Origin of the sequence: Amycolatopsis sp. NBC_01480 (assembly GCF_036227205.1) — a bacterium.
In the GTDB taxonomy this organism is placed as follows: domain Bacteria; phylum Actinomycetota; class Actinomycetes; order Mycobacteriales; family Pseudonocardiaceae; genus Amycolatopsis.
Window position 1 is genome coordinate 2935012 of sequence record NZ_CP109442.1, and the last position, 21341, is coordinate 2956352.

Here is a 21341-nt window from a genome sequence, read left to right on the forward strand (position 1 = left end):
TCGGTGCGGGCGAGCGGGCAGCCCTTGTTGAGCCGCATCCGGCAGCCTTAGCTGGGGGTGGGCGGGCGACCTTCGCTGGGTCGAGGCCAGCAGTCTTCTCGGGGGGCGGAGAAGCATTGGCGACACCTTTCGTCGTCGAAACAGTGCCAAGCGGGACCGCGCCCGGTGATCGGCTCCGGCCCGCCAGCAGCATGCCGGGACGGCCGAGGGCCCGTCAAGAATAAATCCTAAATTAAGATTTCACTCGTCCCGCCCGCTATGCTCGTCCCAATGAAAGGCTCGTCCCGATGAACACGCCCCCGGGGAATCCCGAAGTCGTCACCCTCGGCGAAGCGATGCGGCTGCTGCTCGCCGAGCCCGGCGTCGCGTTGCGGCGGGCGCAGCAGTTCCAGGCGTCGGTCGCGGGGGCGGAGGCCAACGTCTCCGTGGGACTCGCGCGGCTCGGCCACCACGTGCGCTGGCTCAGCCGGGTCGGCGACGACCCGTCCGGCTCCGCGGTGCTTTCGACGCTGCGCGCGGAAGGCGTCGACGTCTCCCGAGTTGGGATCGACCCAACGGGTTTCACCGGCCTGTTGATGCGCGACGGCGATCCCGGCCGGGGCATCACCGTCCAGTACCACCGCGCGGGCTCGGCCGCGGTTTCGTTAGGTCCGTCCTACGTTCGCGACGCCGGCCTGGACGGCGCCCGGCTAGTGCACGTCTCGGGCATCACGGCGATGCTCTCGGACTCCGCGCTCGCCGCCGTGACCACCCTGTTCGAGGTGGCCCGGGAGGCGGGTGCGACGGTGTCGTTCGATCCGAACGTCCGGCACAAGCTGGGTTCGGCCCAAGTTTGGCGTGAGGTGGTGGGCCCACTGCTGGTTAGGTCGGACCTGGTGTTTGCCGGTGAGGACGACCTGGACCTGCTCGGTTCATCCACAGCCGAACTTGTGGACAACGGGGTGACCACAGTGGTGGTGAAGCAGCGGGACAAGGTGGCGCGCGCGGTGACCGCCGACGGCGCCTGGGAGCAGGAAAGCGTGGTCTCCCGGGTGGTGGACACCGTCGGCGCGGGCGACGCGCTGACGTCCGGTTACCTGTCCACCTGGCTGCGCGGCGGCTCACCCGCCGAGGCGCTGCTGGCGGGCGCGGTGTCGGCGGCGCTGGTCGTCGGCACGCGGACGGATCTGGAAGGACTGCCCGATCGGGCCGAGCTGGCCCGTGCGACGGCCGCCCTCGCGGGCGGCGAGGAGGTGCACCGATGAGCTACCGGTGGGAGATCACGCACGCGGCCCTGCGGCAGGGGGTCGTCGGCATCGTGCGGACCGCGGACACCAAATCCGCCGTCGAAGCCGCCAGCTCGGTCCTCGACGCGGGCCTGCACTCGGTCGAGGTGCCGCTGACCAACCCCGGCGCGCTGGCCGCGATCGAGGAGCTGACCGCGGCCTACCCGGACGCGACGATCGGCGCCGGCACCGTGCTCGACCAAACGGCCGCAGTGCTCGCGATCCGCGCGGGCGCACGGTTCCTGGTGTCACCATCCGTCGACACCGGCGTCATCCGTACCGCTCACCGGTACGGCGCGGCGGCGTTCCCCGGCGCCGGTTCGGTGACGGAGATCGTGCGCGCGCTGGAAGACGGGGCCGACGCGGTCAAGGTGTTCCCCGCGTCCGCGCTGGGCCCGCAGTGGGTGAAGGACGTCCGGGCGGCGCTGCCGCAGGCGCCGTTGGTGCCGACGGGTGGAGTCACGCTCGAAGACGTGCCAAGCTGGCTCGCTGCCGGCGCGGTCGCGTGCGGCATCGGCTCCGCGCTGACCCGCGGCACCGCGGACGACATCCGCGCCCGGGTCGCCGCACTGGTCAGGAAGGACCCGGCGTGACCGAGCTCGTACTGGTCGGCTGCTACACCGCCGAAATGGGCGGCAAAGGCTACGGCATCTCCACCTTCAGCCGCGGTGTCGGCGGCGCGCTGGCGCTCGAGGCGACGCTGCCGATGGTGTCGCCGTCCTGGCTGGTCAAACACCCGGCACAGCCGATGATCTACGCCGCCAACGAGACCGACACCGGCGAGGTCACCTCGGTGTCGATCGTGGACGGGGAGCTGGAGGCGCTGGACGTCGTCAGCACCGGCGGCGCGCACCCGTGCCACCTCGCGGTCACCCCCGACGGCCGATTCCTGTTGTGCGCCAACTACACCGGCGGCAGCCTGGCCGTGTTCGCCCTGCGCGCGGACGGCCGGATCGACGCGCGCATCGACCTCGTCCAGCACACCGGCTCCGGCCCGGACGCCAAGCGCCAGGAAGCCGCGCACGTGCACATGGCGGTGCCCTCGCCGGACAGCTCGGTGGTCAGCGCCGTGGACCTGGGCACCGACGAGATCCGCAGCTACACGCTCTCCGCCGACGGCAAACTCACCCCGCTGGCCGTCACCACACTGCCGCCGGGCACCGGCCCGCGCCAGCTGGTGCGACGGCCGGGGACCTCGACCGCGTACGTGGCCGGCGAGCTGGCCGGAACGCTGCTGACGCTGCGCGAGACCTCGCCGGGCGCGTTCGAGGTGACGGACTCCGTGCCGTCTACCTTGGCCACCAGCGACGTGACGAACCTGGTGGCGCACCTGGAAATCCTCGACGAGATGGTGTACTTGTCCAACCGTGGCCCGGATTGCGTGACATCCTTCGCCGGATCACCGCTCGCCGCCGTCGCCGATCAGGCTTGCGGGGCCGGGCCGCGTCACTTCGCCATTGTGGACGGTCTCTGTTACGTCGCGGCGCAGAACGATCACGCGATCACCGCCTTCTCCTTGGCCGACAAGGGAAATGCCGAGCTGAACCGGTTCCCGACCGGCTCGCCCAGCTTCGTGCTGGCGGTGACGGTATGAGCACCCTCGCCAAGGTCTCGACGACGGCGGTCGGCGTGGCCCTGATCCGCGCCCGCGAGTCCGAGCGCGAAGACCGTCTGCTGAACGACCCGTACGCCCGCGCGTTCGGCGACGCCGCGCGCACCTCGTACCGCGAAGCACCCGACACCTGGGCGATGGTCGAGCAGCTGGTCGACGGGTTCTACGAGGGCCGAATCGTTGGCGTGCGGGTGTTCGACGACCTGGTCCGCGACGCCGTGGACGCCGGCCTCACCCAGATTGTCCTGCTCGGCGCCGGCCTCGACACCCGCGCGTTCCGGCTGGACCTGCCCGCGGACGTCCGGCTGTTCGAAGTGGACGTGCCGGAGATGATCGCGTTCAAGGAGCCGATCCTCCGTGAGCTGGGCGCCGAGCCGACCTGCGGTCGCACCGTGGTCGCCGCCGACTTGCGCGAGGACTGGTCGTCACGGCTGATCGAGGCCGGTTTCCGCCGTGACGTGCCGACGCTCTGGCTGGAGGAAGGCGTGCTCGGCTACCTGCCGCGCGAGCAGGCGCGGGCCGTGCTGACCACTGTCACCGGCCTGACCGCCGCCGGGAGCCGGTTCATCGCCGGGGCGCTGAAGGTGGACGAAAGCGCGGAGCACTACCGGAAGCTCAAGGAGTTCGTCGGCTCGGAGGCCCAGCCTTCACGCGGCCTCGGGCCCGACCCCGCCACCTGGCTGCGTGAAATCGGGTGGGCCACGGAGTTCCGCGCTTGGGACGACCTCGCCGCGCCACTGGGCCGCGGCGTCGCGACCGGCGATCCGGACAACGGACTCGTCCTCGCGACCCGGCATCAGGAGCGGTAAAGCACCACTACCTCGGCGTCGTGGGTCTCCGTCCATTCGACCGGCAGACCCACGTGCTGAAGGTGCGCGCCCGAGTACTCGTTACCTTCGGCGTCGGTGTAAACCGCATTGGAAACGAGACCGTGCAAGGGAATCCGGGACGACCGGCCGGGGTTCAGCGGCGCGCCGGTCAACGGTCCCGTGCTCCAGGCGAGCACGACCACGGTGGCGTCCATTGTGTATTGGATCGCGGCCGTCGGCGCCGAAGGTCCGGAATGGACGTAACACTGCCCCTTGTGGATTACCGGCCGGATCTCCTTGTACAGCGCGATCATCTCCGCAGCCTCGTTACGCTGCTCCGGAGTCCAGTGGTTCAGGTCGGAGCCGATGCCGAGCACCCCCGCCATGGCGAGGACGAACCGGAACCGCAGGGACCGCGGCCGCGGGTCGAAGGCGCCGGGTGAATCGGTGACCCACGAGCTCATCAGGTGCGGCGCGTGCATGAGCAGGAACCCGTCCTGAATGGCCAGACGGTCGAGCGGTGCGGTGTTGTCGCTGGGCCAGACCACATCGCTGCGCGAGACGGTCGCGAGATCAGTGCGCCCGCCGCCACCGGAACAAGACTCGATCAGCACGTCCGGATACGTCACGCGCAGGTGGTCCAGCAGGCGGTGGTACGCATCGACGTGTTCGGCGTCGAGGTCCGCCGTCGGCTCGCCGGGGCGGCCGCGCTCGGTCGGCGGCCGGTTCATGTCCCACTTCAGGTAGCTGATCGGGTACGTGCTCAGCAGCGTGTCGAGCATCCCGCGCACGTACTCGAACACCTCGGGACGGCCGAGGTCCAGCAGCAGCTGGTTGCGGATCAACGTGAGCGGCCGACCGTCCACTTGGTACACCCAGTCCGGGTGTTCGGCGTACAGCCGCGATTTCGGGCTGACCGCCTCCGGTTCCACCCACAGGCCGAAGTCCAGGCCCAGCGCGCGCACGGAGTCCACAAAGGCGCCGAAGCCGCCCTCGAACGAAGACTCCTCCGGCGTCCAGTCACCGAGGCCGCCGGTGTCGTCGTCGCGGCCGATGAACCAGCCGTCGTCCACCACGAACAGCTCGACGCCCAGCTTGGCGGCCTGCTCGGCGAGTTCGAGCTGCCGGTCGCCGGAGACGTCGAACTCCGTGGCCTCCCAGGAGTTGTACAGGACCGGGCGAACGCGATCGAGCCTCGGCCCGGCCAGGAACCGTGAGTATTCGTGCCAGACGGACGCCAGCCCGTGCAGTCCGTCCACACTGGACGCCAATGCCAGCTCCGGCGTCACCAGCCGCGAGCCCGGAGCCAGCCGGATCGGGCCCGGGCTCGCCAGCCGTCCGGCGCGCACGCGGGTCAGACCGGACGGTTCGATGTCGGCGTTGAGTTCCCAGGAACCCGACCAGGCCAGCGAAACCCCGTAAGCCGGGCCGTCGTCCGCCGCCGCGTCCTGCACCGCGAGCCACGGCACGTGCGCGTGGCCCGGCACGCCGAACCGGCTCTCCATCCGGAATCCGCCGGCCGGCAGCACCGTCGTGCGCCGCGTGAACTCCTGCAGCCACTGCCCGGTCAGGTAGGTCAGCCGCGCACCCTCCGGTCCGGTCGCCACACTGACCCCGGCCGAGCCGAGCCGTTCGATCTCCAACGCCGAAGCGCCGGTGTTGGTCAGCTCGGCCCAGCGGCACAACACATCGGTCCCCGGCTCGGCGCGGTAGCACAGCACCGTGCGCAGACCGTTGACCTCGTCGAGGAATGCCAGCCGTAAGACATCCTCAGTGGACTCGTCACCGTCGAAGCGCCACCAGGAATCCCCGGTCACGGCCAGATCGGCGCCCGAGAACGGCCGCTGCCCGCGCGGCGCGTACTCCACCGGGGCCGCGTCCGCTTCGGTGATGAAGTGCACCTGGCCGCGGTTCGCGAAGGCCGAGGGCCCGTGCTCGACGCCACTAGGGCCCCAGGCCACCAGCTCCAGCCAACGCCGTCCCGGCTCCAGCGCCACAGTGTACGAAGTGGACAGCAATTGAACAGTCCACAGTGTCTTCACTTGATCGCCCCGATCGCGAGCCCGGAGATGAAGTGCTTCTGGAAGCGCAGGAACACCAGCACGGTCGGCACGGCCGCGATCACCGAGCCCGCCGCGATCACGTTCCAGTTGGACACGTACTGGCCCTGCAGGCCGAGCAGCGCGGGCGTCACCGGCATCACGGTTTCGGTGCGCAGCACGGTGATCGACCAGAGCAGGTCGTTGAACGTCCAGGTGAAAGCCAGTGCGCCGAGCGCGGCCAGCGCCGGGCGGGTCATCGGCAGGATGATCCGCCAGAAGATCTGGACCGTGCCCGCGCCGTCGATCAGCGCGGCCTGCTGGAGCTCATCCGGAATGGACCGCATGAACCCCTGCAGGACAAAGGTGTAGAAGCCCAGCCCGAAGCCGACCTGCACGATGACCAGCGCCGTCAGCGTGTCGTAGATTCCCAGCAGTTCGGCCAGCTTCGACACCGGCACCAGCAGGATCTGCGGCGGCAGCAGGTTTCCCGAGAGCATCACCAGGATGATCGTGCGCCGGAACGGGATCCGGTACCGGCTCAGCGCGAACGCGGCGGCCGCGGCGAGCAGCAGGGAGAGGAACACCGTCGGAATGGTGACCACCACGCTGTTGAGCATCGCGTGCCCGCCACCGCCGACACCCCAGGCCTCGCCGAACGAGCCGAGGTCGAACGAGCCCGGCAGCGCGCCAAGGCCGTTCGAGGCAATGTCCGAAAAGGACCGGACGCTGGTGGTCAGCACCAGCAGGATCGGCAGCAGCCAGAGCACCGCGAGCCCGCCCGCGGCCAGGTGGAAGCCGAACGTCCGGGCCTGGCGGCGACGGCTGCGCCGGGCCGGAGCCGGGCGCTCGGCCGGCCGGGCCGGGGTCGGCCTCGTGGTGGTCACGGTCACTGGTCCTCCCGGAACGCCCGCACGAGATAGGTGACGATCACGCCGAACGCGAGCACGAAGATCACCACGGCCAGCGCGGAGGCGTACCCGAGCCGCAGCGACTGGAACGCCGTGGAGTACATGTACGTGCTGAGCAGCTCCGACGAGTGGTACGGCCCGCCCTTGGTCATGGACCAGACCACGTCGAACGACCGCAGCGAGTCGATGATGATCACCGAGAGGACGACGGAGTTGACGCTGCGCAGCTGCGGCCAGGTGATGTGCCGGAACTGCTGGACCGAGGTGGCACCGTCCAATTTGGCCGCTTCGTACAACGCGGGGTCGATGCCCTTGAGCCCGGCGAGGTACAGCACCATCACGTAGCCGAGCTGACGCCAGAGCGCCGGGATCAGCACCGCGTACAGCGCCGTCTGCGGGTCGGCCAGCCACGCGTGCTGCCAGCTGCCCAGGCCGACGGCGGCGAGCAGCTTGTTCACCACGCCGTCGGGCTGGTAGATCACCTGCCAGATCAGCGACGTCGCGACCAGCGAGAACACCACCGGGGTGAACAGCGCGGCCCGGTAGAAGCCGACGCCGCGGCGCTCGCGGTTCAGCAGCAGCGCCAGCCCGAGCCCGCCCGCCGCGGAGATGCCGCCGAACAGCACGATCCAGATGATCGTGTCCAGCGCGGCGGTGCGGAAGATGTCGTCGGACAGCATCTCGGCGTAGTTGCCGAGCCCGACGAACTCCGGTGCCGAGACACCGTCCCAATTGGTCAGTGACAGGTAGAAACCCTGTAGTGCCGGCCAGAACACCCAGAAGCCCTCGACGGCGACCGGGACGAGCACGAACAGCAGCAGCACCGGCGGCACACGGCGGACCGAGCGCCGTCGCCGCCGCACAGCCGGAGCGTCGGCAGTGAGCACTGCCATCTCAGGACTGCCAGACCTTCTGCGCGGCGGTCTGCCAATCGGCGAGGATCGAGTCCAGTTCGTTCGGCTTCTGGATGAAGCGGATCAGTGCGGCGTCGGCGGTCGGCTGCAGCGCGTCGGAGGAGTCGCGGTTGAAGAACTGCGTCAGCTCCTTGGCGTCCGCGAGCATCTTCCGTCCTTTTTGGATCAACGGGGTACCGCTGTCCTTCGCCGCCGGGTTCGCGGGCAGCACGGTGCCCGACGAGTTCTTGATGTACAGCTCCTGCGACTCGGCCGTCGCGACGTACTTGAACCACTCCTTGACCTCGGCGACGTGCGGCGTGCGCGCGCTGGCGAAGAAGCCGTCGGTCGGCCCCTCCTCCGCGGTGGGCACGCTCGGGTCGAGGATCGGGAACTGGAAGAAGTCGAGGTCGTCGAGCGCGTCCTTCGGGGCGGCGTCGGCGAAGAAGGTGCCGGTGAGCACCATGCCGGTGCGGCCCTGCAGCAGCACCGTGGTGGCGTCCTGGAACGCGAGCGCGGTGCCGTTGGGGTCGAAGTACGGCAGGGCCTGGCGCCACGGGTCGAAGATCCGCTTGACCTTCGGGTCGTCGAAGCGCTGCTGCCCGGCGAGCAGCCGGCGGTGGAACGGCGCGCCGTTGATCCGGATGTTCAGGTAGTCGAACCAGGCCGAGGCAGTCCACGGCGTGGTGCCGCCCGCGCCGAGGCCGATGGGCGCGATTCCCTTGCTCTTCAACGTTTCGCACAGCGTGAGGAACTCGCTCCAGCTCTTCGGCGGCTGCACGCCCCACTTCGCGAAGTTCGACTTGCGGTAGAAGAAGCCCCACCAGTAATAGGTGGTCGGCACGAATACCTGGTGGCCGGCGCCGTCGCCGGACAGCGTGCGGAACGCGGGACTGTAGTTGCCCATGGTCTGCCAGACGTCGCCGACGTCGAGCAGCAGTCCCTTGCGCGCGTAGCCGGACAGCAGCGAGCCGGGGTACCAGGTGAAGGTGTCGGGCGGGTTCGCCGCGGTCAGGTAGCTGGGCAGCTGCGTGCGGAACGTCTCGGACGCGACGGTGTTGACCGTCGCCGTCGCCCCGCCCTTGTCGCTGAACGCCTTGGCCAGCGCCTCGATCGCGACCTTCGCCTGCGGCGAGGACAGGTTGGACTGGACGGTGACCGCGCCCGCGGCCTGCTTGACCGGCCCGGTGGAGACGGAGGTGGCACACGCGGCGAGGAAGCTGCTCGACCCGAGCACGCCCAGGCCGGCGAGGCCGGTGTTGCGCAGGAAATGACGGCGGGACAGGCCTGCTGCACTCGTCATCGCGGAGACCCCTTTGTCTGATGAACCCTGCCTGGTGGACCGTCACCACCCGTCCGAGGGGGTGACCGCTGGCACAGACTGGCAACCGGGGCGGGCCGGTGTCAAGATGTATTCATAATTTATGACGTAATGGCGATCGAGGTAGGATGTCCGGACGCCGACCCACCAGGGCTCATCGAGGGGACCAGCATTGAGCGAACACCGGCCCCGGGGCCTGCACGGGCAGACCGTGGAGACACTGGCCGCGCGGATCCTCTCCGACGAGTGGGGCGAGGGCACCGTGCTCGACCTGCCCGCGCTGCGCGAGGAGCTGGACATCAGCCTCACCGCGTTGCGTGAGGCGCTGAAAGTGCTGGCCGCCAAGGGAATGATCGACGCGCGGCAGAAGCGCGGCACCTTCGTGCAGCCGCGCGAGCAGTGGAACGTGCTCGACGCCGACGTGATGCGCTGGCAGACCGCCGCCGGCGAGGACCCGGACCTGCTGGACGAGCTGACCGAGGTCCGCACCGTCGTCGAGCCGGCCGCCGCGCGCATCGCCGCTTCGCGCGCCGACGAGGACGACGTGGCCGCGCTCCGGACAGCGCTCGACGGGATGGCCGCCGCGGGCGACGACATCGAGGCCAGCGTGCGGGCGGACCTCGCGTTCCACCGCGTGCTGATGTCGGCCACGCACAACAACTTCCTGCTCCAGGTGGAGCGGGTGATCGCCATCGGGCTGGCCGAGCGCGACAAGCTGGTGCACGGCGCGCGCCCGTCCGACAACCCCGTGCCCAGTCACCGCAAGGTCTTCGACGCCATCGTGGCGCGCGACCCGGCCGCCGCGGAGACCGCGATGTTCGCACTGGTCACCAAGTCCCGCGACGACCTGGACCGGGCCAAGCGCGTACGCCGCTAGCGCCCCAATGTGGCGTTCGGTGCGCGGAATCAGGGCTGGGCGCGGAGCGCCTCCGTTGAGGGTGGTGGCGGGGCAGGGCTGGAGCAACCAACGCCACATTGGGGCGCATCGAGCCGGGGGGCCAGCAGGCAGAGCGCCGGGCTCAGCCCTGGCCGGACTCGGCCAGCGCCGTCTGCAGCATGCGGGCCGCGGCGGCGCGGGGGGCCGGGTCGATGGCGATCAGCGCGTTGACCACGGCGCCGTCGACCAGCGCGACCAGTTTCTCCAGCTCCGCCTCGGTGACGGGGGTGCCGGAGCGGGCGAAGATCGCCATCAGCAGCTCGTTGAGCTGGGCGGAAAGCGTGCGCATCAACGGCCGCAGGTACGGCCGCCGCCCGGTGGCGACCAGCCGCTCGTACCGCAGCAGCACGGCTTCGGCGTCGGCCTCCGGATCGCCGCTCGACGGGCCGAGCAGCAGGTCCAGCACCAGTTCCACGGTCGCCTGGACCCCGCGGTTGCGGGTGGCCAGCTCCTCGAGCTGACGCTGCCCGTTCGCCAGCTCGACCGTCGAGTGGTGCTCGACCGCGGCCGTCACGAGGTCCTCGAGCGAGTCGAAGTAGTAGGTGGTCGACGCCAGTGGCAGGCCTGCGCGCTCGGCGACGGCGCGGTGGCGCACAGCGTCGAAGCCGCCTTCGGCGAGCAGCTCCGCCGCGGCCTCGACGAGCGTGGCCCGTCGCCGCTCGCCCTTGGGGGTGGTCGCTGCTGCCGTCATGGCGGTGAATTGTGCCAGCCCGCCGGTTACGGCCTGGTCAGAACCGGTCGGTCGAGTACCGCGAGAGGCCTTCGACGGCAGGTCAAGGGCGACTTCCAGTCAGAAGCGCGGAGCCAGGGCGGCGGCGAACCGGGCCAGGTCCGCGGCGTACGGCGCCGGCTGCCCAGTCGTACCGGGCACGCCGGCCAGCACAAGAGTCCCCCCGGAGCCGGTGGTCTGACGCACGGTGACCGCGGCCGCGGGCTGCGGGGGAACGTTCACCGGCGCGCCGCGCGCGAACACCGCCGCGGAGATCATGCCGTCCGGCAAGGGGAACCCGGCCGCGCGCGTCCCCGTCGTACAGACGCTGCCCGGGGAAGCCTGACCGGCGGTGAAGTGGCCTGGGAGCTCGCCAGCGAGGGCTGTGGCGAGCTCCCAGTCCACCTTTTCGCACCCGGAGGCGCCTTCGACCCGAGGGCCGGTCTTCACGGTCCCGCTGTCTCCCTGCTGAGACGGCCGGGCCGAGAAGTTCGGTGCTTCCCCATTACCTGTACCCAGAGGACGTGCGGCCGATGCGCCAGGTTGCGCGGGAGCCACGGCCGAGTTCATGACGGCGCCGCGGTCACCGGATCCGGACACCAGCCCGTACGCGCCGAAACCCACGGCGACCAGCACAAACGCACCTGCTCCGGCGGTGATGCGGTTGCGCTTGCGCAGGGTCTGGCGCTTCGACTCGCGGACCACGTCGTCCTTGGTGAAGGTCGGCGGCGGCGCGGTTTCGGGCGCGCCGGAGAACAACGACTCGATCTCGCGCTCATCCATTGGCCTCCACCTCCCGGTCCAGTACCTGCCGCAGATTCGCCAGCCCGCGGGCGGTCTGGCTCTTCACGTTTCCTTCGCTGCACCCCAGCGCCTTCGCCGCGGCCGTGACGTCGAGTCCTTCGAAAAACCGCAGCACCAGCACCGCGCGCTGCTTCGGTGGGACCTCTCGCAACGCCGCGTGCAGGTCTTCCTTGGTCGCGACGCGCTCGGCCAGCCCCGGCCCGTCCGGCGTGGGCTCGGGCAGCACCTCGGTCTGCCACTCCCGCCGCCACGGCCGCCGTGACTCGTCGATGACCGCGCGCACGAGCGTCTTGCGCACGTACGCGTCGGTCGCCGCGCGGTCCCTGATCTTCTTCCACCTCCGGTGCAGCGCGACGAAGGCCGTCTGGGCCAGGTCGTCCGCCTTGTGCCAGTCGCCACAGAGCATGTACGCGGTCCGGCGCACGGCGTCCCGCCTCGCGGCGAAGTACTCCGCGAACTCCTGTTCGTCGCGCTGGTCCACGCGGTTTCGCGCTCCGCTCTTCTCTGTCCGCCGCTTAAGACGGAACCGGGGGCGTCCAAGGTTGCACGAGTCCCCGGATTCCCTCCACCCCCCGCCGCATTGATCGCGCGGGCGGACGTGTGATGTGATCGGACCGTGACCTGGACTCCGCAGCCGCTCGACTTCCGTTCCGACACCGTCACCCGCCCGGACGAGGTCATGCGCCGGGCCATGGCCGAGGCCGAGGTCGATGACAACGTGATCGGCCACGACCCCACGATCGCGAAGCTGGAGGAGCGCGCCGCCCAGGCCCTCGGCATGCCGGCCGCGCTGTGGACGCCCAGCGGGACGATGGCCAACCTGATCGCGCTGAGCGTGCACCTCGAGCGCGGAGACCGTTTCCTCGCCACCCGCGGTGCCCACGTGCTCACCAACGAGCTGGGCTCGGCCGCCTGGCTGGCCGGCGGCATGCCGGACATCCTGGAGCACGACGCCGGCCCGGGCCGCTGCACGCCGGACGCGCTTTCGGCCGCGATCAGCCCCCAGGGCCCGTACTACACGCTCCGGACCAAGCTGCTGTGCCTGGAGAACACGCACAACGCGGCCGGCGGCGCGGTCACCCCGCCCGACGAGCACGCGCAGCTGATGTCCGTCGCGAAGCAGGCCGGGCTCACCGTCCACCTCGACGGCGCGCGGATCTGGCACGCGGCCGTCGCGCTGGAAGTGCCGCCCGCCGCGCTGACCGTGGGCGTCGACAGCGTTTCGGCCTGCTTCAGCAAGGGCCTCGGCGCGCCGGTCGGCTCGGTCGTCGCGGGCAGCGTCGAGTTCGTGGAGCGCGCACAGCGGATGCGGCAGATGCTCGGCGGCGGCGTCCGCCAGGGCGGGGTGCTCGCCGCGGCCTGCCTGGTCGCGCTGGGCCGCGTCGACGAGCTGGCCGAGAGCCACGAGCTGGCGCGGCGGCTGGCCTCGGGGCTGTCCGAGCACGGCTGGGGCGTCGAGACGCCGGACACCAACATCGTGCTCGCCGACGTCCCGGACCTGCGCACGGCTCTGGAATGGCTCGACTCGCTCGGCATCCGGACCGGGCCGATGGCGGGCAAGGTGCGGTTCGTGACGCACCGGGACCTGACCGCCGCCGACGTCGAAGAAGCCTTGCGCCGCATCAAAACCGGCGTCTGAAAACAGGGGGAACGGCATGACGAACTGGATCGTGTTCGACTACGGCGAGGTGCTCTCCACGCGCACCACGGCCGTGCCGAAGCTGGCGGCGACGATGGGTGTCGCCGTGGAGCCATTCGAGGCCGCGTACTGGGCCGAGCGCGAAGCGTACGACCGCGGCTTGGCCGACCTTGAGTACTGGACGGCCGTCGGCGCACGCGTCGGCGCGAAGGTGGACGAAGCGCTGTCGGACGAGCTGACCGGCATCGACGTGGCGGGCTGGTCGAACTTCGCGCCGTCTTCGCTGGAGCTGCTGGAATCACTCTCGGAAGCGGGCGCGAACCTGGCACTGCTCTCGAACGCGCCCGTGGCGTTCGGCCGCTGGGTGCGCGCGCAGGACTGGGCCCGGATGTTCCGCGAGACGCTGTTCTCCGGCGACGTCCACTGCGCGAAGCCGGACCCGGAGATTTTCCGCCTGCTGCTGGAAAAGCTCGGCGCCGAGCCGGCGGACTGCCTGTTCTTCGACGACCGTCAGTCCAATGTGGATGGCGCGCGGGCGGTCGGGATCCAGGCGCACCTGTGGGACGGCGCCGAAGCCGCCCGTGCTGCTTTGGACTGACCCCGTCAACGCAGTGAAGGCCTCCCTGCCCGCTTCGCACGCGGGTAAGGAGGCCTTCGTCGCAGATGTGCGGTCGGTTACCGACCGACCTGCTTGGGGCTCTTCTTGCCGCTGATGGCGCCGTACGCCGCCGTGCCCAGGAAAACCGCGCCGGCGATGATGGCGATCCACAGGACAGCCTTGAACAAGAAGCCGATCACCGCGCCGAGCACCATGAAGGCCACCCAGGCGACGATGAGCCCTCCAACGATCTTCCAGAACATGGCTCCTCCGATGCCGTTTCCGCGCCGCTCTCGGCCCGGTGAAGTCCAGCGTGCCACCTGCGCCGCGAAAACTCTCTCGTACTGGCCAACGTTCAGGGGGATATCGGGGTTCCCCCTGACCGGCATCACGGCAACCAGTCACCCAGGCGGCGCACGCACTCGTCGATGTCCTCAGCTGCCCCGGCGAAGGAAAACCGCACGTAGCGGCCACCGTCCACCGGGTCGAAGTCGATCCCGGGCGCGATCGCGACCCCGGTGTCGGCGAGCAGGCGCTGGCACCAGCTGAGGCTGTCGGAGGTGTACTCGGAGACGTCCGCGTACGCGTAGAAGGCGCCTTCGGCGGGCGCCAGCTTGTCGATGCCGATGCTCTTCAGCCCGGTGAAAAGCCGATCCCGGTTACGTCGGTAGTGCTCGACGTGCGCGTCGGCCTCCGCGTACGACTCCGGCGTGAACGCCGCGACGGCCGCGTGCTGCGCCAGCGCGGGCGGGCAGATGGTGAAGTTGCCGGTGAGCACGTCGACCGCGCGGTGCAACCGTCGAGGCACAAGCATCCAGCCGAGCCGCCAGCCGGTCATCGCGAAGTACTTCGAGAACGAGCCGAGCACCAGCGCCTCACGGCCGAATTGCCAGGCGCAGTCGAGGCCGCCGCCGAACGAGATGCCGTGGTAGATCTCGTCACTGATCAGCTGGACCCCGTGCGAGGAGCACCAGCCGCTGATGGCCGCCAGCTCGCCCGGCGCCAGCACGGTGCCGGTGGGGTTGCTGGGGCTGGCGACGATCAGCCCGTCCAGCGGCCCGAGCCGGTCCAGCAGCGCCACGGTGGGCTGGAAGTTCGTCTCCGGCCCGGTCTCGAACTCGACCACCTCGCAGCCGAGCACCTTCAGCAGGTTCCGGTACGCGGGGTAGCCGGGCCGGGCCATGGCGACCCGCGCGCCGGTGTCGAACGCGCTGAGGAACGAGAGCAGGAACCCGCCGGACGACCCGGTGGTCAGCACGACTTCCTGCGCGCTGACGTCCAGGTCGTAAGTTCGCCGGTAGTGCCCCGCGACGGCCTCCCGCAGCTCGGGGATGCCGAGCTGCTCGGTGTAGCCGAGGTGGTCGCGGCCCAGCGCTTCGGCCGCCGCCTGCCGGACCGCCGCCGGCGCCGGCGCGGACGGCTGCCCCGCGGCGAGCGAGACGAGATCACCGTGGGTGCGCTGCCGGGCCTGCGCCGCGGAAAGCACGTCCATCACGTGAAAGGGCGGCACACCGGACCGTAGTGCGGGCCCGGCCAAGCCAGCGATGTCGACCATGCGCACGAGGCTAACAAGACTCGTGAGTGGCTACGACGGTTCTAACCGTCACAGCCACTCACGAGCTGGTCAGGCGTTCTCGTCGAACGGGATGCCGCTCGGCTTGGCCTTGCCGAGGTTGCCGTTGAACTGGTCGTCCTTGATGCCGAAGGTGGCGCTGCCGAAGTCGGCCGCCACGAGCTTGTCGCGCAGCCCGGCCGGGTAGCCGTCCCAGCCGACCAGCGTCGGGTACTGCCAGGCGCCCTTGTGATTCTCCGGCGGGTCGTCGTGGGAATTGGCGGCACGGAAGCAATGCGTGGACGCACCGTCCTTGTGGTAGACGACCTTCGGGTGCGAGCCCTCGAAGAACATCTCCGACGCGGGGTGCACGGCGAACCCGCCGTGCTGCGACGTGGAGACGTACTGGACCTGATTGTCCTTGACCCACACCACAACGTGCTCCCAGTCGTTGCGGTGCCCGGCGCTGCCGGGGCCGAGCGCGGCCTGGTCCTTCTCGAAATAGAGCGTGTACATCGAGGCGCACCAGTCGTTGTTGCACTTGGTGCGCGAGTACGAGTTGGTGTTGTCCAGGTCCGACTCGTCGCGGCAGTTGCCGTTGACGTCACCGCCGAGCGCGAGCCCGGGCGCGATAGCGCCGTCCGGCCCGATGGCGGGCGTCGGATAGCAGCCGTCCTTGTCGTAGTCGAAGGCCGGTTGGAAATTCTTCTCGAGATCAGTGGCGTTGCCGGGCAGCGCCGGCGGCGGGTCGGCCAGCGCGGCCGCCGGAAACGCCACCGCCATCGCCAGCGCGGCCCCGATCACCAGGGCCGGCTTGCGGAATCGGGTCGTCTTCGCCACGCGTTCGTCCTCCTTGAGTCCGTCCAGGCACCGGTTTCCGATGGATGGAAAGTTTCCAACGGTGCCGGAGCGGGAAACAAGGGACAAAAGGGAACACCCCCAGCCCGTTCTGCCATCCCTGGCTTGGGGGTGTTCCTGCTGCTGCGTCAGTAACCGCGGTACGCGCCGCCGTGCGCCATCGCCTGGATGCCGGGCACGTTCCCGACCCCGCCATAGCGGTGGATCGAGTACTGCACCCCGGCGATGATGTTGTCGACCGGGTTGTAGATGTTGTCGTGCCCCGGCAGCTTGTTCGAGTTGAACGTCGAGTCGATGCACTGCATCAGACCCTTGGACGGGTGGCCGGCCGCCGCATTGGAATTGCCGGTGAGGAACACGTGGTCGGCTTCCCGAGCGGTCCAGGTGCCGAGCTCGGTCGTCACGCACCACACGTCCGCGCGGCCGGCGGGCTCCTTACGCAGGAAGGCGCCGGTGACCACCGGGTTGTTCGCCCGGACCGCGGCCTCCCGGCTCCACGTCTCGTGCTCGGCGGTGCGATCGGTGAACGACACCCGCGGCCGGGAGCCGGACAGGTAGACCGCGAGTGTGATCGCCTCGAGCACCTCGCCGGGCGCCTGGTAGACGACCGCCTTCGGCCGTGTGTACCCGGGCCGCGAGTACCAGGTGCCTTCCGCGTCGACGACGGCTTCGAGCCAGGCCGCACGCTGCTCCGTCGACATGGCCAGCACTTGGCGGACCGCGTCGGATTTCGGGTCGCCCGCACGACGGAGCAGATCCTGCGCGTAGTCGTGGTCGAGCCGGAACTGGTGCCGCGGCCCGCATCCACCGCGATCGTCGACGTAGACCGCGTGCGGAATGTCCTCGAGCAGCTCGCGGATCTTCGCCACCATGTCCGGTTTGGACTGTGCGATCGACATGGTCGGCCGGTGCTTGCGGGCCTCGACGTGACCGTCACCCGCGATCCAGCCGAGAATCGCGGCCTCGCGCACGGTGAGCTCGAGCGTCGACTCGGTGTCGGCAGGAGCCGAGAGCAGGACCCGGTCGCGGCTCCCGATTTCGTCGGTCGTCACGAACCTGGCTTCGGTGGCGTACGCACTCTGCTGCGCCGCGGGAACCACGTCGTGCTTCTTCCGACGGTGTAGGGCGACGCCGTTTGCAGGCTGGCTGCTCGCGCGCGGCTCCCAGCCGCACTCCGGGCAGACGACCGGACCGTCCTTCGCGACCGTCACCCGCGGCAGGTCGAGCCAGCGGTGGTTCGGCGTGGTGGTCGCCTGCCAGCGCGAATTGACCAGCCGCACCAACGGCGCGTTGTCGTGGTGCACGACGCGGGTGACCCGGGTCCACTCGCTTCGCCGGGTCTGCGCGTTGTAGCCGATCGTCTCGTCGCCGACCTCGACGTCGTGGTGCTTCAGCAACCCCCGCCGGGTGAGGATCATCGTGTCGAGCGGCACGCAGTCCCAGTTGTTGATCGCGTTCGGATTACCGCCGGACTCGTGCTGGATGATCGCCCAGATGTTGGGGATGTCGGCGTCGGTGACGTTCACCCCGGCGGCCTGCAGCTCCTTGATCGCTTCCTCGATCCACTGCTGCACGTTGCCCGGGGGCGGGGAGGACGGCGGGCCGCCGCTGGGGCCGAGGCCGCCTCCGCCGGCACCTCCGCCACCGCCTCCGGCGCCGCCGCCACCGCTGTGGTGGTGGGAGGCGCCGTTGCTGTGGATGCCGCCGGTGCTCTGCGGGACGGTGCCGTCGCCGGCCGGGAGGGGAACGTCCTTGTAGCCGCCGCTGATCTGGGTCTGCATCAGCGCCTGCGACTTCTTGACCAGACCGTCGGCCTGGTCGAGCAGCGGGCTGATCGTCGCCGCCGCGTCGGCCGCGGTCTTCGTGTTGGCCGTGTTCGCCTGGTCGATCAGCGACTGGGCGGTCGGACTCGGCGCGGGGCCCTTCTTGTCCGACTTCGCGTACGCGGCTTCGGCGTTCTGCGCGGCCTGGACCTTCGGGGTCGTGTCGTCGATGACCTTCTGGATCGCCTTCTGCGCGTCATCCCGCGCACCGGTCACCTTGGTCTTGAGCGTGCCGAGGTCCGTCGACAGGTTGCTGAGGTCGTCGCCGACCTCCTTCAGGTGCGACTGCACCTTGTCGCCGGCCGTGGTGATCTGCCGGACGTACGCGACGAAAGCGTCCGCGGCGTCGCCCTTCCACACCCCGCTGGCGAGCGAATCGGTCGACGACTTCAGCGCGGCGCTGTGATCGCCGGCCTGCCCCGCCGAATCCTTGAACTGCTGCGCCGCCTTTTCGATCGCGTCCGGTTTGATGCCGTCGACCTTGGCCGCTTCATCCGTTACCTTCGACCAGTTCGGCGGAAAGTCGATCAGCGCCACCCTGCTGCCCCCTCAACCACGATTTCCCCTGCCCTCACTGGTTTTCGGTCACGTGCAGCGTCAGGTCGGTCTTGCCCACCTGGTCGGTCTCCTCGACCAGGCCGGCCGCCTTGCGCAGCATGAAGCCGGTCGCCTCCATCAGCTTCCCGGCGGCGTCGAACTCCGTGTGCACGCCCTGCTTGAAGTTGCCGACCGCGCCGTGCACGTCCTTCGAGCCGCCCATGGTGCCGAACGGACTCTCGGGCTCGTCGTCGACGCCGGTGAGGTGACGCTTGGACTTTTCGAACTCGTCCTTCAGCTTTTCCACCTGCCGGGCCGCAATGGCCATCGATTCAGCGTCGTAGACAGGCACCGTCGGTCATCCCCTTCTGAAGTCCTCTTCCGGCTGATCAGACGTCGGCATGATCAGGCCGGTTCCCCCGATTACTTTAAGACCTCGGCCGCGCCCGGGGTACGGATCCCGCACAACTTCCACCCCCGAGCGCCTTCCCGCATGGCCGCCGGGGAAATGACGCCGGACGCGAAGCCGTCGGATTCGGGTCAAGTCCGACAAGTCGGGCGCCGGCGATTGATTACCGTCGCCGCCGCGACGACCCGGAAATCACCCACATGGGTTCGATCATCGGTTCGCTCGCGATTCCGATCCGCTTTCCCCGCCGAATGCGAATCGCGAGCCGTCACAGCTCTGCCTGCAACTCCCGTACCCGTTCCACCAGTAATGCGTTGTCCGCAGGTGCCACAGTCGCCCACGGGCGCCCGTCGGGATCGGACGCGAGTTGAAAGAGGTACCGCCCCGCATCGGTGTCGTAGAAAGCCGCCACCCCAGCCGAACGGCGGACGGTGCCGTCGCGGAGGGTGCGTTCCGCGCAGAACTGGCCGCGGGCCTCTTGGCCCATCAGCATGCCGGCCAGCTCCTGGGCCTCCCACAGCGCCAGACCACGATCCTCCAACGCCGTGACCAGCGACTTCGGATCGCCCTGGGCCTTCGCGTCGGCGGCGACCAGCAGGTCGTGCGGGATGGAGATGGACTGGCCGACGCCCGGGGCCAGGTCGCCCGCCACCGGGACGGCGGCCTCGGCCAGGGCGCCCTCGCGCGCGGGGATCAGCCAGACCTGGTCGGAGTCCACGACGGCCAGCACGGCCTGGCTGCCCAGGCTCACCGCGCGCCCGTGGATCTCCCGCTCGGCCCACACCCACGCGTCCACCGCGTACTGCGGGCGCGCCAGCAGGTGCAGCTGGTCGATCAGCTCGCCCGACGCGCGACGGCCGCGAGCCAGGCGCCGCGAGGCCAGCGAAGACCACGCCGAGTCGACCAGCTCGGCGCGCTCGGAGTGCGTCCGCCCCGGTGACGGCACGCCCAGCGCGGCCGGGCGCCGGGGCAGCTCCAGCGACTCCCACAACACATCGAACTCGAGCGCGGAAAGCACCAGGCTCACGGTCGGCGCCCATCCCCCGCGTCGTCGCCGATGACGTCTCGCGAGACCATCCGCCGGTCGTTGAACAGGTCCTTGTCGTCGACGCCGAAGCGGCGCACGTGTTCCTCGTCCTCTTCGCCTTCGCCCTGCGTCGCGGCCGGGGCGAGGAACTTCGTGTCGTCGCGCGGCGGCTCGGGAGAGATCTGCTCGGCCTTGCGCAGCGCGATCGCCTCCTCCTCCGGCAGGTCGTCGACGGGCAGCGGCCGCACGGGGCTCTTGCCCGAGCCCGCGCCGAACCCACGGCCCTGCCGCTCCTGCTCGCCGCTCAGCGCGCCACCCGCCGCGCCCGCGCCCAGCGCCGCGGCGCCCGCACCCAGCTCGCCGGCCGACATCCCGCCCCTGGGCGCGGCGGCCGGACTGCCGCTCGGCGACGGCGCCACCGTCGACTCCGGCGCGCTGCCGACGAACCGGCCCCGGCCCAGCGTTTGGTCGCCGCCGCCGATCCCGCCCGTCGTGCCACGGCCGAACACCCCGTCGGCCATCGTGCCGGACCCGGGCGCGGCCGAACCGCTCATCGGCGGACGGCCGGCCGAACCCGAACCCGAACCGGGACCGGCGCCGGAACCCGAGCCCAGCCCCGGACCGGAGCCCGGGCCGGGAATCCCGGACCCGCCCGAAACCGGCGGCACAAAACCACCGGAAGACCGTTGCCCACCGCTGGGCTCCTGCGCGGTCCCGCGCCCCGGCGCCTCGACCCAGCCGGACGGCGGCGGAACGGCCGCCTGCCCACCGGAAGGAGCCGAAGACGTCGTCGTGCCATTGCCCGAACCCGAACCCGCACCAGGCCGCGCGGGCGGCGCCTGCACCGCGATCCCGTACGCGGGCGTGGGCGGGTCGACGTGCGCGTTGCTGACCGGCTGCACCACCGGCGGCTGGACGTAGTGTGACTGCACGGACGCCGAAGCCGGCTTGACGCTGCCGTCCGGCGTCACGTCGATCACCGAACCAGCCAGGTCCGTCACGCTCTTCTGGCCGCCCGGAGGGGCCACGGTCAACGTCTGCGGAGCGTTCAGCGTCTCGGTCGAGAGCAGGTTCTCGCCGCTCTGCTGCGCGTAGTCGTTCAACGCCTCGAGCGCCTGGCTGCGCGCGTTCTGCGCCGCGTCCACCTGAGACGCGTGGTCGGTCTCGAAGCCGATCAGGCTGGCCAGCGAATCGCCGACGGTGTAGCCGCCCGCGCCCTTCAGCACGGTGTCGGCGTCCGGCAGCTTGTACTTGGTGCGGTTGAAGGCCTCGCCTTGCGCGAACAGCATTTCCGCGGTGTGCGACACCTTCGTCATGGCGTCCTGGGAGAAGCCGGCCTGCTGCGTGAACACCTGCCCGGCCTGGCCGCCCGCCTCGCTCTGCCATTCGACGCCGAGCTGCGTCAGCTGCGTGCGCAACGTGTTGTCGGTGTCGGCGAGCGCGGACGCGACGGCCTTCAGCGCGTCGACCGCGGTGCCGATGCTGCCGATCCCGTCGCCGGTGCCGAACCGCTCGATCTCGGTGGCGATGGCGGTGTCGGTCCAGCCGTCGAAACGGTGGTCGCGGATCCTGCCCGCGAGGTCGGAGATCTCCACGCG

20 protein-coding genes and 2 pseudogenes are annotated in these 21341 nt (G+C 70.2%); 7 read left to right on the plus strand and 15 right to left on the minus strand.

The features are described from left to right. The first annotated feature begins 287 nt into the window (after positions 1-287). Genes OG371_RS13940 through OG371_RS13955 form a run of 4 tightly spaced genes read left to right on the plus strand, consistent with a single transcriptional unit; the run spans position 288 to position 3686 of the window. Positions 288-1244, plus strand: coding sequence for a sugar kinase (locus OG371_RS13940; protein ID WP_329069239.1), 957 nt, complete (start codon positions 288-290; stop codon positions 1242-1244). Then, positions 1241-1858, plus strand: coding sequence for a bifunctional 4-hydroxy-2-oxoglutarate aldolase/2-dehydro-3-deoxy-phosphogluconate aldolase (locus OG371_RS13945; protein WP_329069241.1), 618 nt, complete (start codon positions 1241-1243; stop codon positions 1856-1858). The genes OG371_RS13940 and OG371_RS13945 overlap by 4 nt, the downstream gene beginning before the upstream one ends. After that, positions 1855-2859, plus strand: a complete 1005-nt coding sequence (locus tag OG371_RS13950) for a lactonase family protein (protein ID WP_329069243.1) — start codon at positions 1855-1857, stop codon at positions 2857-2859. Before OG371_RS13945 ends, OG371_RS13950 begins: the two co-directional genes overlap by 4 nt. After that, the gene (locus tag OG371_RS13955) at positions 2856-3686 is read left to right on the plus strand and encodes an SAM-dependent methyltransferase (protein ID WP_329069246.1); all 831 of its coding nucleotides are present in this window, start codon (positions 2856-2858) and stop codon (positions 3684-3686) included. The genes OG371_RS13950 and OG371_RS13955 overlap by 4 nt, the downstream gene beginning before the upstream one ends. Here OG371_RS13955 and OG371_RS13960 read toward each other — a convergent pair. The 4 genes from OG371_RS13960 to OG371_RS13975 are packed head-to-tail and all read right to left on the minus strand — an operon-like array spanning position 3674 to position 8832. Continuing rightward, complete coding sequence (locus OG371_RS13960; RefSeq protein WP_329069248.1) at positions 3674-5728, minus strand: alpha-galactosidase; 2055 nt, start codon at positions 5726-5728, stop codon at positions 3674-3676. The two genes, OG371_RS13955 and OG371_RS13960, sit on opposite strands and share 13 nt — an antisense overlap. Further along, complete coding sequence (locus OG371_RS13965) at positions 5725-6612, minus strand: carbohydrate ABC transporter permease (RefSeq protein ID WP_329069250.1); 888 nt, start codon at positions 6610-6612, stop codon at positions 5725-5727. Before OG371_RS13965 ends, OG371_RS13960 begins: the two co-directional genes overlap by 4 nt. A gap of 2 nt (positions 6613-6614) precedes the next feature. Then, the gene (locus OG371_RS13970; protein ID WP_329069252.1) at positions 6615-7529 is read right to left on the minus strand and encodes a carbohydrate ABC transporter permease; all 915 of its coding nucleotides are present in this window, start codon (positions 7527-7529) and stop codon (positions 6615-6617) included. Between the two features lies 1 nt (position 7530). Then, the gene (locus OG371_RS13975; protein WP_329069254.1) at positions 7531-8832 is read right to left on the minus strand and encodes an ABC transporter substrate-binding protein; all 1302 of its coding nucleotides are present in this window, start codon (positions 8830-8832) and stop codon (positions 7531-7533) included. 190 nt (positions 8833-9022) lie between these two features. Between OG371_RS13975 and OG371_RS13980 the strand changes: the two genes are divergently transcribed. Next, complete coding sequence (locus tag OG371_RS13980; protein WP_329069256.1) at positions 9023-9727, plus strand: FadR/GntR family transcriptional regulator; 705 nt, start codon at positions 9023-9025, stop codon at positions 9725-9727. 142 nt (positions 9728-9869) lie between these two features. Here the strand turns inward: OG371_RS13980 and OG371_RS13985 are convergent, their stop codons facing one another. The 3 genes from OG371_RS13985 to OG371_RS13995 form a co-directional block, all read right to left on the minus strand. Further along, a complete protein-coding gene (locus tag OG371_RS13985; RefSeq protein WP_329069258.1) occupies positions 9870-10478 on the minus strand; it encodes a TetR/AcrR family transcriptional regulator in 609 nt (202 codons plus the stop codon). Between the two features lie 99 nt (positions 10479-10577). Next, positions 10578-11279 carry a hypothetical protein gene (locus tag OG371_RS13990; RefSeq protein ID WP_329069260.1) on the minus strand — a complete coding sequence of 234 codons (702 nt, stop codon included), beginning with the start codon at positions 11277-11279 and terminating at the stop codon, positions 10578-10580. Beyond that, a complete protein-coding gene (locus tag OG371_RS13995; protein WP_329069262.1) occupies positions 11272-11781 on the minus strand; it encodes a SigE family RNA polymerase sigma factor in 510 nt (169 codons plus the stop codon). Before OG371_RS13995 ends, OG371_RS13990 begins: the two co-directional genes overlap by 8 nt. A gap of 135 nt (positions 11782-11916) precedes the next feature. Between OG371_RS13995 and OG371_RS14000 the strand changes: the two genes are divergently transcribed. Together OG371_RS14000 and OG371_RS14005 are read left to right on the plus strand one after the other, a co-directional pair. Continuing rightward, a complete protein-coding gene (locus OG371_RS14000) occupies positions 11917-12939 on the plus strand; it encodes a threonine aldolase family protein (protein ID WP_329069264.1) in 1023 nt (340 codons plus the stop codon). A 16-nt stretch (positions 12940-12955) separates the two neighbouring features. Beyond that, the gene (locus OG371_RS14005; protein WP_329069266.1) at positions 12956-13537 is read left to right on the plus strand and encodes an HAD family hydrolase; all 582 of its coding nucleotides are present in this window, start codon (positions 12956-12958) and stop codon (positions 13535-13537) included. A 77-nt stretch (positions 13538-13614) separates the two neighbouring features. On the opposite strand, the gene OG371_RS14010 is transcribed toward OG371_RS14005, so the two are convergent. From OG371_RS14010 to OG371_RS14045, 8 genes and pseudogenes are all read right to left on the minus strand, one after another. Then, positions 13615-13800, minus strand: a complete 186-nt coding sequence (locus OG371_RS14010; RefSeq protein ID WP_329069268.1) for a hypothetical protein — start codon at positions 13798-13800, stop codon at positions 13615-13617. A gap of 125 nt (positions 13801-13925) precedes the next feature. Then, positions 13926-15092: an aminotransferase class I/II-fold pyridoxal phosphate-dependent enzyme gene (locus tag OG371_RS14015; RefSeq protein ID WP_329069270.1), complete on the minus strand. Its 1167-nt coding sequence runs from the start codon at positions 15090-15092 to the stop codon at positions 13926-13928. A gap of 69 nt (positions 15093-15161) precedes the next feature. After that, positions 15162-15872 (minus strand): NPP1 family protein, encoded by a 711-nt coding sequence (locus OG371_RS14020; RefSeq protein WP_329073048.1) that lies wholly within the window; start codon positions 15870-15872, stop codon positions 15162-15164. 203 nt (positions 15873-16075) lie between these two features. Then, positions 16076-16291: pseudogene (locus OG371_RS14025) on the minus strand (transglycosylase SLT domain-containing protein); the annotation flags it as partial. Between the two features lie 1731 nt (positions 16292-18022). Beyond that, positions 18023-18307: pseudogene (locus OG371_RS14030) on the minus strand (WXG100 family type VII secretion target); the annotation flags it as partial. Positions 18308-18341: 34 nt separating this feature from the next. Next, positions 18342-18659, minus strand: a complete 318-nt coding sequence (locus tag OG371_RS14035) for a hypothetical protein (protein ID WP_329069272.1) — start codon at positions 18657-18659, stop codon at positions 18342-18344. Between the two features lie 325 nt (positions 18660-18984). After that, positions 18985-19743 carry an ESX secretion-associated protein EspG gene (locus tag OG371_RS14040; RefSeq protein ID WP_329069274.1) on the minus strand — a complete coding sequence of 253 codons (759 nt, stop codon included), beginning with the start codon at positions 19741-19743 and terminating at the stop codon, positions 18985-18987. Beyond that, on the minus strand, positions 19740-21338 hold the full coding sequence (locus OG371_RS14045; protein WP_329069276.1) for a hypothetical protein: 1599 nt from the start codon (positions 21336-21338) through the stop codon (positions 19740-19742). The genes OG371_RS14040 and OG371_RS14045 overlap by 4 nt, the downstream gene beginning before the upstream one ends. Positions 21339-21341 lie beyond the last annotated feature (3 nt).